Origin of the sequence: Leucobacter chromiireducens subsp. solipictus, from assembly GCF_016758195.1 — a bacterium.
GTDB lineage: Bacteria > Actinomycetota > Actinomycetes > Actinomycetales > Microbacteriaceae > Leucobacter > Leucobacter solipictus.
The window spans coordinates 379,994-393,874 of sequence record NZ_QYAC01000001.1 but is presented as its reverse complement, the minus strand read 5'-3'; the positions used below and the strand labels follow the sequence as shown (position 1 = coordinate 393,874).

At 71.2% G+C, this 13,881-nt stretch carries 13 protein-coding genes and 1 riboswitch; of the genes, 6 read left to right on the top strand and 7 right to left on the bottom strand.

Annotated features, from left to right (window positions below; translation table 11 throughout):
* Positions 1-15: 15 nt before the first annotated feature.
* A complete protein-coding gene (locus D3230_RS16295; protein WP_337249046.1) occupies positions 16-645 on the bottom strand; it encodes a YkoF family thiamine/hydroxymethylpyrimidine-binding protein in 630 nt (209 codons plus the stop codon).
* Positions 646-691: 46 nt separating this feature from the next.
* Positions 692-803: riboswitch (TPP riboswitch) on the top strand.
* Positions 804-833: 30 nt separating this feature from the next.
* Between D3230_RS16295 and D3230_RS01805 the strand changes: the two genes are divergently transcribed.
* Genes D3230_RS01805 through D3230_RS01795 form a run of 3 tightly spaced genes read left to right on the top strand, consistent with a single transcriptional unit; the run spans position 834 to position 3,579 of the window.
* Entirely contained in the window at positions 834-1,904 is a 1,071-nt protein-coding gene (locus tag D3230_RS01805) for an ABC transporter substrate-binding protein (protein ID WP_237466648.1), read from the top strand.
* Positions 1,904-2,704 carry an ABC transporter permease gene (locus tag D3230_RS01800; RefSeq protein WP_337249045.1) on the top strand — a complete coding sequence of 267 codons (801 nt, stop codon included), beginning with the start codon at positions 1,904-1,906 and terminating at the stop codon, positions 2,702-2,704. The genes D3230_RS01805 and D3230_RS01800 overlap by 1 nt, the downstream gene beginning before the upstream one ends.
* Positions 2,701-3,579 carry an ABC transporter ATP-binding protein gene (locus D3230_RS01795; protein WP_337249044.1) on the top strand — a complete coding sequence of 293 codons (879 nt, stop codon included), beginning with the start codon at positions 2,701-2,703 and terminating at the stop codon, positions 3,577-3,579. Before D3230_RS01800 ends, D3230_RS01795 begins: the two co-directional genes overlap by 4 nt.
* Before the next feature lie 30 nt (positions 3,580-3,609).
* Here D3230_RS01795 and D3230_RS01790 read toward each other — a convergent pair whose 3' ends face one another.
* A complete protein-coding gene (locus tag D3230_RS01790; RefSeq protein WP_202343639.1) occupies positions 3,610-5,172 on the bottom strand; it encodes a DEAD/DEAH box helicase in 1,563 nt (520 codons plus the stop codon).
* Positions 5,173-5,405: 233 nt separating this feature from the next.
* Here D3230_RS01790 and D3230_RS01785 point away from each other — a divergent pair, with 233 nt between their 5' ends.
* Both D3230_RS01785 and D3230_RS01780 read left to right on the top strand, forming a co-directional pair.
* Entirely contained in the window at positions 5,406-6,125 is a 720-nt protein-coding gene (locus D3230_RS01785; protein WP_202343283.1) for a ferritin-like fold-containing protein, read from the top strand.
* Positions 6,126-6,136: 11 nt separating this feature from the next.
* Positions 6,137-7,354: a methyltransferase domain-containing protein gene (locus D3230_RS01780; protein ID WP_237466646.1), complete on the top strand. Its 1,218-nt coding sequence runs from the start codon at positions 6,137-6,139 to the stop codon at positions 7,352-7,354.
* 20 nt (positions 7,355-7,374) lie between these two features.
* Here D3230_RS01780 and D3230_RS01775 read toward each other — a convergent pair whose 3' ends face one another.
* From D3230_RS01775 to D3230_RS01765, 3 genes are all read right to left on the bottom strand, one after another.
* Positions 7,375-7,734: a DoxX family protein gene (locus tag D3230_RS01775; RefSeq protein ID WP_202343281.1), complete on the bottom strand. Its 360-nt coding sequence runs from the start codon at positions 7,732-7,734 to the stop codon at positions 7,375-7,377.
* A 4-nt stretch (positions 7,735-7,738) separates the two neighbouring features.
* Positions 7,739-8,335: a TetR/AcrR family transcriptional regulator gene (locus D3230_RS01770; protein WP_202343280.1), complete on the bottom strand. Its 597-nt coding sequence runs from the start codon at positions 8,333-8,335 to the stop codon at positions 7,739-7,741.
* A gap of 81 nt (positions 8,336-8,416) precedes the next feature.
* Complete coding sequence (locus D3230_RS01765) at positions 8,417-9,193, bottom strand: NRDE family protein (protein WP_202343279.1); 777 nt, start codon at positions 9,191-9,193, stop codon at positions 8,417-8,419.
* A gap of 65 nt (positions 9,194-9,258) precedes the next feature.
* On the opposite strand from D3230_RS01765, the gene D3230_RS01760 reads away from it, so the two are divergent.
* The gene (locus D3230_RS01760; protein WP_202343278.1) at positions 9,259-10,653 is read left to right on the top strand and encodes a phosphopantothenoylcysteine decarboxylase domain-containing protein; all 1,395 of its coding nucleotides are present in this window, start codon (positions 9,259-9,261) and stop codon (positions 10,651-10,653) included.
* A 111-nt stretch (positions 10,654-10,764) separates the two neighbouring features.
* Here D3230_RS01760 and D3230_RS01755 read toward each other — a convergent pair whose 3' ends face one another.
* Both D3230_RS01755 and D3230_RS01750 read right to left on the bottom strand, forming a co-directional pair.
* Positions 10,765-10,989, bottom strand: a complete 225-nt coding sequence (locus tag D3230_RS01755; protein ID WP_202343277.1) for a DUF3107 family protein — start codon at positions 10,987-10,989, stop codon at positions 10,765-10,767.
* A 136-nt stretch (positions 10,990-11,125) separates the two neighbouring features.
* Positions 11,126-13,762: a penicillin acylase family protein gene (locus D3230_RS01750; RefSeq protein WP_202343276.1), complete on the bottom strand. Its 2,637-nt coding sequence runs from the start codon at positions 13,760-13,762 to the stop codon at positions 11,126-11,128.
* Between the last annotated feature and the right edge of the window lie 119 nt (positions 13,763-13,881).

The window sequence follows — 13,881 nt, the reverse complement described above, 5'->3', positions numbered from 1 at the left end:
TGTGACGCGCCAGTGCTACTCCGCGATCGGGCTCGGGCTGTTGATCGACACCGTGAGATGGGTGGTGACGTGCTGCACGACCCCGCCCACGCCGATCCAGCCGTTGGCCGCCGTCGCGAGCACCTCGGCGAGGTCCCCGTCGAGCCGCGTCGCGAAGTGGTCGGAGCCCGCGTAGACCCCCGCCGATTTGGCGTCCTCGATCGCGGCGTAGATCGGGCTCATGTGATCCCCGTTCGCCCCGCCGTCGAGCAGCGGGTAGAGCGACCAGTGCGCCCGCGCACGGACCCCGGTGGGCGCGAGCGCCACGGGCTCGGCCCCGAGTGCGGCCACCCCGTCCGGGAGCGCGCACGCCAGCTCGCCCGGGCACCCGCGCGACAGCAGGGCCGCTGCCGACAGGTGCGCCCCGCTCGCCGCGGCCGCCGCGATCACCTCGCGCAGGAACTCGAGCACGCGCGCCTCGGTGCCGCCGACAAACGTCGAGATGTCGCTCGTCTCGATCGTGAGCCCGTCGCGGTTCGCGCCCGCCAGGGCGTCGAGAATGATCCGCACGTAGTCGGAGTCGTACACGGAGAGCGTGAAGCGCGCCCCCACGCCGTAGTCGACGGGGGAGAGGGCCGGGCGGGGAGCAGCTGGGTTCGTGGTCACGGCACCACCATAGGAGATCCGGCACCGAATACGGAATCTGCTACGGTGTGGAGCACACGGGAGTCCGGTAGGCCGGGCTGAGAGGAAAGTGCTCAAACTTTCGACCGTCGAACCTGATCTGGATCATGCCAGCGCAGGGAGACACTCTTGAAGTACCCGTGCCCCTCAACGAGTGAAAGGGCACGCTTATGCGTCACCACACCCCTGTCCGCACCCCACGACTGCTGGCCGCCGCCGCGGCGCTCGCCGCCGGAACCCTCGCCCTCGCGGGCTGCGCGGCCCCGGCGTCCCCCGACTCGGGGGCTGCCGGATCCGGCACCGCCGCGGCCGATCTCGCCCCGGTCACCTTCGCGCTCGACTGGGCACCGAACACGAACCACATCGGCGTGTACGTCGCCGAGGCGGAGGGCTATTTCGCCGACGCTGGGCTCGACGTGGAGATCCTGCCGTACGGGTCCACGTCGGCGAGCCAGCTCGTCTCCGCGGGCGAGGCGGACTTCGGGATCGGCGGCCAGTCGGGCGTGCAGATGGCCCGCACCGCCGGGCTCGACGTCATCTCGGTGTACCGGATCACCCAGACCGACACCGGGCGGCTCGTGGTCCTGGGGGACCGCGAGGATCTGCAGCGCCCCCGGGACCTCGACGGCCTCGTGTTCGGCGGCTTCGGTGCCCCGCTGTTCGGCGCGCTCGCGAGTTCCACGATCCAGGGCGACGGCGGGAAGGGGGAGTTCGAGGAGGTCGTGCTCGACACCGGTGCGTACGAGGCGCTCTCGCAGGGCCGGATCGACTTCACCCTCTCCGTCGCCACCTGGGAAGACCTGCAGATGGAGATCGACGGGCATCCCTATCGAGCCTGGCGCTACCAGGATTTCGGGGTGCCGGAGCAGCAGTCCACGGGGATCATCTCGAGCGACGCATACCTCGCCGAGCACCCGGAGGATGCGCGCGCGTTCGTGCAGGCCGTGGCGCGCGGCTACGAGTTCGCGGTCGAGCACCCCGAGAAGGCCGCGGACATCCTCATCGCGGCGAACCCGGATACCCTCGGCACGGCCACGGAACTCGTGCACCGCAGCGCGCAGCTCATGGCCGAGGACGGCTACCTCCGCTCGACGGGACGCGAGATCGGGGCCGTCGACCCCGCGGCGTGGGACGCCTTCGGGGCGTTCCTGTTCGAGGGCGGTTTCCTGAACGATGCGGAGGGCACCCCGCTCACGTCGGAGCCGGACTGGTCGACGTACTACACCGACGAGCTGCGGTAGTGCGGGTGGGCACCGACGCCCCGGGCGCGCTGGGCCGTGTCGCCGGGATCGTCCTGCCCCCGGCGCTCGCCGTCGTGGCCATCCTCGGTCTCTGGCAGTTCGCGACGTCCGCCGGCTGGGTGCCCGCGGAACTCCTGCCTTCGCCGGGCCGTGTGGTGGCCGCCGGGGCGGGGGAGCGTGCGTCGCTGTGGCGGCACGCGATCCCCACGCTCACCGCGACCCTGACGGGCTTCACGCTGTCGGTGGCGGTCGCGTTCCTCGTGGCGACGGCGCTCGACTTCTCGCTCGTGCTGCGCCGCGCGATCCTCCCGCTCCTCGTCGTCAGTCAGACGCTGCCGCTGATCGCGCTCGCGCCGCTCGTGGTGCTGTGGTTCGGTTTCGGGCTGCTCCCCAAGATCTTGCTGGTCGCGTTCGTGACGTTTTTTCCCATGGTGGTGGGGCTGCTGCGCGGTTTCGCCGCCGCGGACCCCGACGCGGAGCATCTGCTGCGTTCGATGGGGGCCAGCCGCTGGCAGGTGTTTCGGCTGCTGCGATTGCCCGCCGGGATCCCGTCGTTTTTCTCGGCGCTCCGGATCTCGATCACGTACGCCGTGGTCGGCACGATTTTCGCGGAGTACGCCGGGGCGGTCGCGGGGCTCGGCGTCTACATGCAATCCGCGAAGCACGTGTTCCGCACGGATCTGGTCCTCGCCGCGGTGGCGGTGAGCTCCGTGCTCACCCTCGCCCTGTTTGGCTTCGTCGCGCTGCTCGAACGCGTCGCGGTGCCGTGGCTCCGCATCGAGCAGGGGGCGGCACGGTGACGGGGGTGCAGAGCCCCGGCGGTGCGGCCGCGCCGCGGGCCGCGCTCGAACTGCGCGGGATCACGAAGGCCTTTGGGGAGCAGCCGGTGCTCGGCGATCTCAGCCTGCGCGTCGGGGCGGGGGAGATCGTGTCGCTCGTCGGGGCGAGCGGCAGTGGGAAGTCGACGCTGCTCTCGCTCCTCATCGGTGCGCTGCGGGCGGATGCCGGCGAGATCCGCTTCGGCGGTGCGGCCGTCGATCCGGCGGCGCTCGGCCACGACCGCCCCTTCGCGTACATGCCGCAGCGGGACGTGCTGTTGCCGTGGCGGCGCATCCGTGACAATGCCGGGATCGGGCTCGAGGTCGCGGGGATGCCGCGCCGGGACGCGCGCGCCAGGGTGGCCGCGCTGCTCGGGCCGTTCGGGCTGGCGGGGGCGGAACGACGCTACCCGCGGCAGCTGTCCGGCGGCATGCGGCAGCGCGTCTCGTTTCTCCGCACCGTGGTGCAGGGCAAGCCAGTGCTGCTCCTCGACGAACCGTTCGGGGCGCTCGACGCGATCACCCGCGACGAACTGCAGCGCTGGCTGCTCGACATCTGGGGAGCACACGGCTGGAGCATTCTGCTCGTCACTCACGACATTCGCGAGGCGGTGCGGCTCAGTGATCGAGTGCTGGTGCTGGGCGTGCCAGCCGGCACCGCGGACTCGGGCGACCCGGTCCCGGGCGCGAAGGGCGTGGGCGCGATGAGCACGGACGGGATGGCGGGGGCCCGGATCGTCGGCGAGGTCGCGGTGACGCGCGAGATCCCGCGCGGTGATGCGTTCCTGCTCGATCCGCGGGTGCCGCCCCTCGAGGCGGAGTTGCACGCGCTATTGGCGCGGACGATGGTGGGCTGAGGCACCGTGAGGTCTCAGCCCACCAGCTGACTACGCGGCCGGGGCCTCGCTCGCGGGGCTCGCATCGCCCGGCGCCGCCGCGCCCTGACCGCCCTCGGCCGTGGTGCTCTGAGCGCCGTTCGAGCGTCCCGAGCCGCCCCGGCGCCGGCGCCGGCGGCGCGGGGTGCCCTCGCCGTCGCCCGCGAGCGGAGCTCCGGGTTCGCCGCCGCCGGCGGCATCGTGGCCGTGCTGCTCGTGCCCGTGTGCCTCGTGGCGACCCGGCCCCTGCGGGTTCGCGTCGCGGGACCGACGCCGGGTGCGCGTGCGGCTGCTCGTCTCCCTGGACCCCGTCTCCGAGCCAGCGTCCGAGCCGGAGCTCGTCGAACGGCCCGCGCCAGAACCGCCGCGCCCGCGGCCGCGATCACGGTCGCCGCCCGCGCGGGGTGCTCGCTCCTTCGTCGGCGTCGCCTTCAGGCGGCCCTTCGAGCCCTCGGGGATCTTGAGATCCTCGAAGAGATGCGGGGAGGAAGAATAGGTCTCGACGGGCTCGGGCACGCCGAACTCGAGCGCCTTGTTGATGAGCGCCCACTTGTGCAGATCGTCCCAGTCGACGAAGGTCACGGCGATGCCGGTGCGGCCCGCGCGGCCCGTGCGGCCCACGCGGTGCAGGTACGTCTTTTCCTCGTCGGGAACCGTGTGGTTGATGACGTGGGTCACATCGTCCACGTCGATGCCGCGGGCGGCGACGTCGGTGGCGATGAGGATGTCCTTCTTGCCCGCCTTGAACGCGGCCATTGCGCGCTCGCGCTGCTCCTGGTTGAGATCGCCGTGCACGGACGCCGCGTTGAAGCCGCGATCCACGAGCTCCTCCTGCAGCCGCGCCGCCGCGCGCTTCGTGCGCATGAAGATGACGGTCTTTCCGCGGCCCTCGGCCTGCAGGATCCGGCCGATCACCTCGTCCTTGTCGAGCGAGTGCGCGCGGTACACGATGTGCTCGATGTTCGCCTGCGCGAGGCCCTCGTCCGGGTCCGTCGCGCGGATGTGGATCGGGTTCGACATGAAGCGCCGCGCGAGCGTCACGATGGTGCCCGGCATCGTGGCCGAGAACAGCATGGTGTGACGGATCTGCGGGGTGAGCGAGAACAGCTTCTCGATGTCGGCGAGGAAGCCGAGATCCAGCATCTTGTCCGCCTCGTCGAGCACCATCTCGCGGACCTGCGAGAGGTTCAGCAGCCGCTGGTTCGCGAGGTCCAGCAGGCGGCCGGGGGTGCCGACCACGATCTGCGCGCCCGCCTTCAGCTGCTCAATCTGGCCCTCGTATGCCTTGCCGCCGTAAATTGAGACGACGGTCGCGGCGCGATTCTGCGAGGCGAGGATCAGATCCTCCGTGACCTGCACCGCGAGCTCGCGGGTCGGCACCACGACGAGCGCCTGAACGCCGGCCTCCGGCTCCGCGCCAACGCGCTGCAGCAGGGGGAGGCCAAAGCCGAACGTCTTGCCGGTGCCGGTCTTCGCCTGGCCGATGATGTCCTGCCCGGTCAGCGCGAGCGGGATCGTCTGTTCCTGGATCGGAAAGGCGTCGACGATGCCGGCTCCGGCGAGCGCGTCGACCATGTCCTGGTCGACGCCGAGTTCAAGAAAAGTTGCCACGTGTGCGTCCCTTAACAGTGTGCGGTGCTGCGCGCGGTGTCCAAAGGCGCAGCGGCCGAGCGCTCCTGCGGCGTCGGCGGTGAATACGTACAATGCCCAGTCTATTCCGCGATCTGGTGCTTTCCGGCGCGCGCGGGGAGGTATTTTGTCGCGGTGTGGATGCCGCACCCGGCTCGGAGCGGCGATAAGCTTACAGAATGTTCGAGTGGATCCGAGGCCTGCGCCGCGCCTCAGCCCCCGCACGGAAGCTACGCTCCCGAGGCGACGCGGCAGCAACCGAGCGCGTCGAGATCGCCGAGTTCGCCCCCGGCATCTTGCCGTTTCTCGGGCTCACCGCGTACCTGCAGCTGGAGCTGTACGAAGCGGCCACGCGGGCCGTATCCGGCGCACCGAGCCTGGAAGCGAAGAACGTGCTCGCCGAGATCGCGGGCCAGACGCTCTCCAAACACCAGCTCCTCACCACGGAGATTCGCAGCCGCGGACACGAGCCGCACGTGCTGATGGCACCGTTCTCGGCGGTCATCGACGAGTACGTGGAGCGCATCGATACGCCGGACTGGCACCAGCACGTGCTCTCGCTGTACCTCGTCGGGGGGCTGTTCGACGACTTCTTCGCGAATCTCGCGGAGGGCATTCGGGACGGCTACCGTACCGAGGCGATCCGGATCCTGAGCAATCACGCGGGGCGGGCGGAGCTGAAGGCGCTGCTCGAGGCCGCGATGGCGGAGGACGAGGGGCTCGCGAGCTGGCTCGCGCTGTGGGGGCGCCGCCTCGTGGGCGATACCCTGCTCGTCTCCCGCGAGGCGCTGGCGTTGAGCGAGCGGCGGGAGTTCGATGCGAGCGAGGTGGAACCCGTGTTCACTGAGCTGATCGCCGACCACATCCGCCGCATGGACGGGCTGGGCCTCACCGCCTGATGGTGCTCCCCATGACCACCCCGCGCTGCGACTACTTCGAGGCCGGGCGCTGCCGCTCCTGCGCGCTGATCGAGACCCCGATCGCCGAGCAGCTCGCCGCGAAGGACGCGCGCTGCCGCGCCCTGCTTCCGGGCGTCCGCGAGACCGCTTGGCTGCCCATCGTGTCCGGCGGCGAGCGTGACTTCCGCAACAAGGCCAAGCTCGTGGTCGGCGGTTCCGCGGGCGCGGTCACGCTGGGGATCCTCGGCCCCGGCGGCGTCGGCGTCGACCTGCGCGACTGCCTGATCCAGGAGCCCGCGATTCGCGCCGCGATCCCGCGCATCGCCGCGTTTCTCAACGACACCAAGCTCGCGCCCTATGACGTGCCCCAGCGGCGCGGCGAGCTGAAGTACGCGCTCGTGACCGCGGCCCCGTCCGGCGCGCTGATGCTCCGCTGTGTGGTGCGCAGCGAGCACGCCCTCGCGACGCTGCGCCGGGCGCTCCCGGAACTCCGGGCCGCGGTGCCGGAGGCGACCGTGATCTCCGTGAACCTGCTCCCCGAACACGTCGCTCTGCTCGAGGGGGAGCGGGAGGAACTGCTGCTCGGCTCGTCGCTCACGATGGAGCTCGGCGGGGACGCGCCGCGCGCGAGCGGGGCTGGTGCGGCCGAGCCGCGTCCGTCCGACCCGGGCATCGCGCTGCACCTGCGCCCGCAGAGCTTCTTCCAGACGAACACGGTGGTCGCCCGAGAACTCTACGCTCAGGCCGCCGACTGGGTGGCGCAGGTCGATCCGGCGTCGATCTGGGATCTCTATTGCGGTGTCGGCGGCTTCGCGCTTGCGTGCGCACCCCGGAGCGAGCGGGCGAACGGGCCCGTCGCTGCGCGTCGGGTGCTCGGCGTCGAATTGTCCGCCGAGGCCGTGCGCTCGGCGGAACGCAGCGCGGGCGAGGCGGGCATCGCGGCGCGGTTTGTCGCGCAGGACGCGACCGCGTTCGCGCTCGCGGCCACCCCCGCGGAGGTCCCCGAGCTCGTCATCGTGAACCCGCCGCGGCGCGGGATCGGTGCGGAGCTTGCGGCCTGGCTCGACGGCTGTGGGGTGGAGCGGGTGATCTACTCGAGCTGTAACCCGGAGAGCCTCGCCCGCGATCTGGCGGCGATGCCGGGATTCGAGGTGCGCGAGGCGCGCGTGTTCGACATGTTCCCGCACACGACCCACCTCGAGGTGATGGTGCTGCTCGAGCGGCGGTAGCGCGTTCGGGAATGCGTCGCTCAGCGTGCGAACGAGAGCGTAAACACCGCGAGCGACAGGGCGAGCATCCCGAGGCAGTTCACCCAGAAGGACGCCCCGAGGAAGCGGGCGCGCAGGTGCGCAGCTGCGGCGCAGCCGAAGTAGACGATCACCCCGGTGTTCGCGGCGAAGGCGATGCCGGGCAGCCAGAGGCCGGCGATGAGGCCGCTCACGGCGAGGAGCTTGATGACGATCAGGATCCACCACCACTCGCGGGGGAATCCCACCCCGTGCAAGCAATCGCGGATGAACTTCGGCGGCCGTAGCGACATGGCGGCATCGCCGAGGAGGACGAGCGCGAGGATCGTCGGGGGCCACCACAGATCGGGCACGAGGGTCATGGGGTCACTCCGAGCACGTGCAGATCGCCGTGAATGTGGTGTGGAGGCCGCGCATGAGGGCGTCGCGATCGACCCGTGGGTGCGCTGCTCCGGTGAACAGCGTGCCGACATACGCGAGATAGAGCGCGTCCGCGGTGGCGGGCGCGTCGGCCGCAGCGGTGCAGCCGCGCAGGGTGATCGCCGCGCTGAACTCGGCGACGAGTCGGTCCGCGAGGTCGGTGAAGAGCGGTGAGTCGTGCGCGCCCGACACCAGGATCGCTGCGTACTGCCGCGCCAATTCGGGGTGGCTGGTGAAGAGCGTGACGAACGGCTCGACCAGGGCGGCGAGGCGGGTGGCGCAGCGGTCATGAGCCGCGCGCGCCGGCGTCGGCGGTGGGACGGGGCGGCGGGCGTGCTCCGCGGCGATGATCGCGTCGAATACCGCGACCAGAAGCGCGTTTTTCTCGCCCACGGCGATGACGGTCCCCGGGCTGACGTCGGCGACCTCCGCGATGTCGCGCACCGTGGTGGCGGCGAAACCGCGTGTCTGGAACAGTTGCGTGGCCGCGTCGAGGACGCGGGCGTGGGTCGCTGATTTCTGGTGCGCGCGCGTCGTCGCCATGAGGCACCCTTCCGTACTGAACGTGTTCAGTGAATGTGTTCACTGTACGCCCGGCGGTGCCGGATCGGCAAGCCCTCGCGCTCAGACCCGGCGAAATTCCGGGGTGCCGTAGTGCCCCGGCACCGGGAACCCCGCCCAATCGAGCGTGACCGCCGTCGGCGATACCTCGGCCACGCACACGAGGAGCGACTGGGTGGGGTACCCGAGGGGACGGTTGTCGCGCACGATGGCGCGATCGTCCGTGGGATCGAGCGCCGCGGTGCGCGCGAGCAACCCCGTCCACGCCTCTCGCCACTCCGGCTCGGGGAGACCCGCGAGCGCCCGGAACTCGGGGAGCCACCGCGCGATCCGCTCCGAGCGGGGGTCGTTCACCTCGTGGTGCGCGACCATGTGGATACCCGGCGGCAGCGCCGCACGACGCAGTGCGCGGCCGTCGCGGATCGTGCCGTCCCACGCCGCCACCTCGGCCGCGCCACCGGCGACGCTCACCAGAGTGAACGGCCCAGTACGTGGGGGATCCGGGAGCGGTGTGCCTGCCACCGCGTCGAGCACGAGCCCGCCGCGGGAGGCGAATCCACCGGCGGGCTCGGCGACCTCGGCGGCGCGGTTCAGGATCACGGCGAGCCGGCCTGATGCGTGGTCTGGGTGCGGTGCGCCGCCGACCGGGCCGGCCACCCCGCGAGCGGCAAGCCAGGCCCCGCCCGCGCGACGATCCCGCACGCCGAGCGTCCCGGCGTGTGTCTCGGGCCACCACGGTCCCGGCGGATCCCAGGCGCGGGCAGGATCCTCGTCGCGCACGGCGAGCACGCGGGTGGATCCGGCCGGAGTCTCGGGTACCTCGATCACGACGGTGCACATGGCCACGAGTGTAGCCAGGCGGCGTCATTCCCCGGAAACCGGGTCAGGGGTGCGAGGATGGGGGCGTGAACATTGTGCTGGGAGTCAGCGGCGGGATCGCCGCCTATAAGTCCGTCGCTCTGGCCCGCCTGCTGGTTGAGGCCGGCCACGAGGTGCACGTGGTGCCGACCGCGGACGCGCTCCGCTTCGTGGGGCAGCCCACCTGGGAAGCGATCAGCCGCAACCCGGTGACCACCTCCGTGCACGACGATGTGCCCGAGGTGCGGCACGTCGCACTGGGGCAGCGCGCCGACCTTGTCGTGGTCGCGCCGGCCACGGCCAACACGCTTGCGCGCATGACCGCGGGCCTCGCCGATGATCTCCTCGGCACGACGCTGCTCGCGACGAAAGCCCCCGTGATCGTGGCCCCCGCGATGCACACTGAGATGTGGCAGCACCCCTCCACGCAGGACAACGTGGCGATCCTGCGTGCCCGCGGGGTCGTTTTCGTCGGCCCCGAGAGCGGCCGGCTCACCGGCAACGACACCGGTCCCGGGCGGATGAGCGAGCCCGCGGCAATCTTCGACCGGATCACGGCCGTGCTCGCGGCGGGCGTTGCCGAGGACGCCGCGGAGGCGGCGGGGCTGCTCGTGGATGCGGCACCCGTGAGCGACGACACCGTGGTGGCGAGCGTGCCCACGAGCGCGTTCCCGGCGCCCGGCGCTGAGCGGGACGGCGGCGACTCCGACGCTGCGGCCCGTGCCGCGGAGCCTGAAGCTCCCGGCGATCTCGAGGGCGTGCGCGTGCTCGTGACCGCTGGGGGCACCCGTGAGCCGATCGACCCGGTGCGCTACCTCGGTAATCGATCGAGCGGGCGGCAGGGTGTCGCCGTCGCGGCCGCCGCGGCGGATCGCGGGGCGAAGGTGGTGCTCCTCGCCGCCAACATCGACGACGCGGTCCTTGCGGAGGTCGCGAACCGCGCCGCCGTCCGCGTGGTGCCCGTGGGAACCACCGCCGAGCTCGAATCGGCGGCACACGCCGCGTCCGCCGGGGCGGAGGCCGTGATCATGGCCGCGGCCGTCGCGGACTACCGGGTCGCGGACGTCGCCGATCACAAGATCCGCAAGGAGGACGCCCCCGGGAGCGCCCCCACGCTGACGCTCGTCGAGAACCCGGACATCCTCGTGGGGCTCGTGCGCGAGCGCCGGCCGGGGCAGGTCATTGTGGGGTTCGCCGCCGAGACCGTCGAGAGCGAGGACGAGTTGCTCGAGCGCGGCCGGCGCAAGCTCGCTCGCAAGGGCGTCGACCTGCTCGCCGTGAACGCGGTCGGCTGGAGCGAGGGCTTCGAATCCGCCGACAACGCCGTGCGCGTGCTCGACGTGGACGGCACCGTGGTGAGTTCGGTGTCGGGCACGAAACGCGAGGTGGCGGATCGCCTGCTCGACGCGGTGCGCGACGAACTCGACGCGGCAGCCCGCTGAGGCTGACGCTCGCAGGGCCGGGGTACGCGAGCGGGGCCGCGGATCGAGTGATCCGCGGCCCCGCGTCGGGTGCCGGTGCCCGCGGAGCGCGGGTGGGCGGTGCGTGCGCGCTTAGCTGACGAAGCCGACGCGGCGTTCAGCCTCGCCGCCCAGCTCGACGAACGCGACCGATGCCGCGCTCACGAGGTACTGGCGGCCCTTCGTGTCGACGAGGGAGACCAGGTCGGACTCCTTGCCGGCGGCGGCCTCGAACAGGCCGCGCACCTCGTCAGCGGTTGCGCTCGACTCGAACGCGAGCTCGCGTGCCGTCTGCTTGATGCCGATGCGTACTTCCACGGGGCCTCCTCAGGTGCGGTGGCTCGGGGCCACACGATTGGAACTTCTTCGAGTCTAGGGCGGGGAGCTGCCCGCGCGCCCGCTTCGGTGGCCTCGTTCGCCCTGAGCGCAGCGCGCCGGGGCCACCGAGGCGGCGCTACGGGTCGGTCGGAGTGAGCGTGAGTTCGTCCTGGGTGCTGGCGCGCACGGCCTCGGGGGAGTAGCCCCAGGGGTATTGTTTGCCCTGCGCCCAGCCGTCGGTCTGGTCGGTGTAGTTCGGGTGGAACGCGTGCCCGCTGGCACCGGTGAGGTTCTGCCAGGTGGAGGCGTCCCAGTCGGCGACATCGATGACCATGCGCATGGACGGGACCGTGCTGGTCGCGTAGCCCTCGTCCAGGCTCCATCCGGTCGCGTTCACGACGCCGGATCCGCCCCCAACCGGGTACGGGCCGCGGTTGAACAGTGCCTCGATCGGAGCGATCCCGCTCGTGCCGAAGGTGCCGTGGGTCAGCGGGAGCGCGTGCAGCGCGCCCCAGTTCCACCGCGCCGGATCCGAGCCCTGGAGCTGCTGCAGGTCCGCACGTGCGCGGGTGGCCGCGCGGGCCAGGAACTCGTCGCGGGTGGAAGTATCGCCGTGCACGCTGCTGGTCCACCACTGCGAATCCGGCTCGTCAAGGAGGCGCTCGAAGACCCGTGCCAGTCGGGACTGATCGTCGCGCGGGATCGCCACGCCGCGGTTGTCAACGAGTTGCGCGGTGATCGCCTGCCACAGCACGTTCGCGTAGGCCGCTGCCGCGGAGTCGGCGTCGTTCTGCCCGTCCCACTCGGCGAGCAGATCGAGCGCCGCGCGCGTGTCCGCGTCCTCGACGTCGAGCTCCGCGACGGCGCGTTGCAGCACCGCCGCGCCGGGGAACTGGTTGTCCATGTGGATCTCGGCCATGTCGGCTGCCGTGACCGGACCGGCGGCGATCCGCTCGTCGAGCAGCTCCACGATGCGTGCTGCGCGGTATCCGTAGTCCCAATCCCGGCTCAGGAAATAGGGGTAGTCGTCGGTCACGATCGCGTTGTTCGCGGTGACGATGATCCCGGAGTCGGGGTTCAAGCTCATCGGTTGTTCCTCGAACGGCACCACGCCCTGCCAGTCGTAGGCGCTGTCCCACCCGGGCTGGGGCAGCCAGCCGTCGCCGGCCCCTCGGATGGGGAGCTTTCCGGGGGCTTGGTAGCCAATGTTGCCCTCCGGATCCGCGTAGATGAGGTTCTGCGCGGGCACATCGAACTGGGACGCAGCGAGCCGGAAGTCGGCGAAATTCTCGGCCCGGTTCAGCGTGAAGATCGCCTCGGCGGTGCGGCTGACGTCGAGCGCGGTCCAGCGCAGGCTCAGGGCGAATTGGCCGGGCGGGAACAGGCCATCGTCCGGCGCAGCGTCTGCCGCCGGGAGCGCGTCCGAGCTGCCAGGTGCCGCACCGACACGGGGGTCCTCCGCGATCTCGGTGAAACTCGGCTCGATGCCGGACACGATGGGCCCGTGTCCGGTGGATCGGACCTCGATGTCGACGGGGTCGCCGCCCGCGACCGCGATGGTCTCCGTGCGGGTCTCAAAGGGCTGGAGCGTGCCGTCCTGCCAGTAGCCGTCCTCCGTGACACGCTCGACGTACAGGTCGGCGACGTCGGTGGTGAGGTTCGTGAAGCCCCACGCGATGTGCTGGTTGTGGCCGATCACGATGCCGGGGAGCCCCGAGAAGCTGAAGCCGGCCACGTCGAAGGGGCACTCCGGGCTGATCGTGGCGCATTTCAGCTGCATCTGGGTCCACACGGAGGGCAGCTCGGCACCGAGGTGGGGGTCGTTCGCAAGCAGCGGCTTTCCGGTGGCGGTGTGCTCACCGGAGACGACCCAGGAATTGGATCCGACCCCCTCGCCGGCACCGCTCACGAGCGCGTCGACCTCGGTGAGGAGTCCGCTGAGCTCCGTGAGGCCCGGGAGCGCCGCGGCCCCGGCGGTCGCGGTGGGGGCGGGTGCGGCAGTCGTGCCGGCCGTGACCGATCGGCCCGCCGGATCCTCCGCCAGGATCACGGGATGCTCAGCGAACGGGTAGCCGGGGTAGAGCTCCGCGAGTTGTTCGTTCCCGAGCCCCTGGGCGAGTAACGCCCGCGCCGTTTCATCTTCGATGTTGGTGCGCAGATCCCAGGCCATTGCCTTGAACCACGCGACCGAGTCGGCGGGCGTCCACGGCTCGGGTTCGTAGCCCGAATTCTGCAGCCCGAGCACCGCGTACTCAAGGGACAACGCCGCACCCTGACGCGTATCGAGGTAGGCGTTGACGCCGGCGGCGTAGGCCTCGTAATAGGCCCGGACCTCTGCGGGGAGCGCCGCGACTTCCGCCTCGGCAGTGCGGTGCCAGCCGAGGGAACGCAGAAACGTGTCGGTGCCGAGCTGGGACTCGCCGAACAGTTCGGACAGGCGGGCGCTTGTGAGGTGGCGCCGGAAGTCCATCTCCCAGAATCGATCCTGCGCGTGCACAAGTCCCTGCGCGAAGAAGAGGTCGTCAGGTGACTCCGCCGTGATCGTCGGGATGCCGCGGGAATCCCGCTGCACGGTGACCTTCGCCTCAAGCCCGGCGACGGCGAGCGTGCCGTTTGCCTGCGGAAACGACCGCGTCACCGTCCACATCCCCAGGCCGCCAGCCAGCAGCGCGAGCGCGACGATCACGGCGAGGATCCAGACGATGATCCGGCCCAGTGTGCGGCGTCGCTGAGCGGGGGTCCGGGGCACATCGAGTGTTTCGGTCACGGTCATGTCGAGATCCTCCTCGTCGAGGGTGCGCGGCGCGTGGAGCGGGCCGCGGGGCGTGCTCCAGAGTCTGCCATGGACCTCCGACACCGCGCGCCATGCCCCTCGGGTGTCCCGCGAACGGC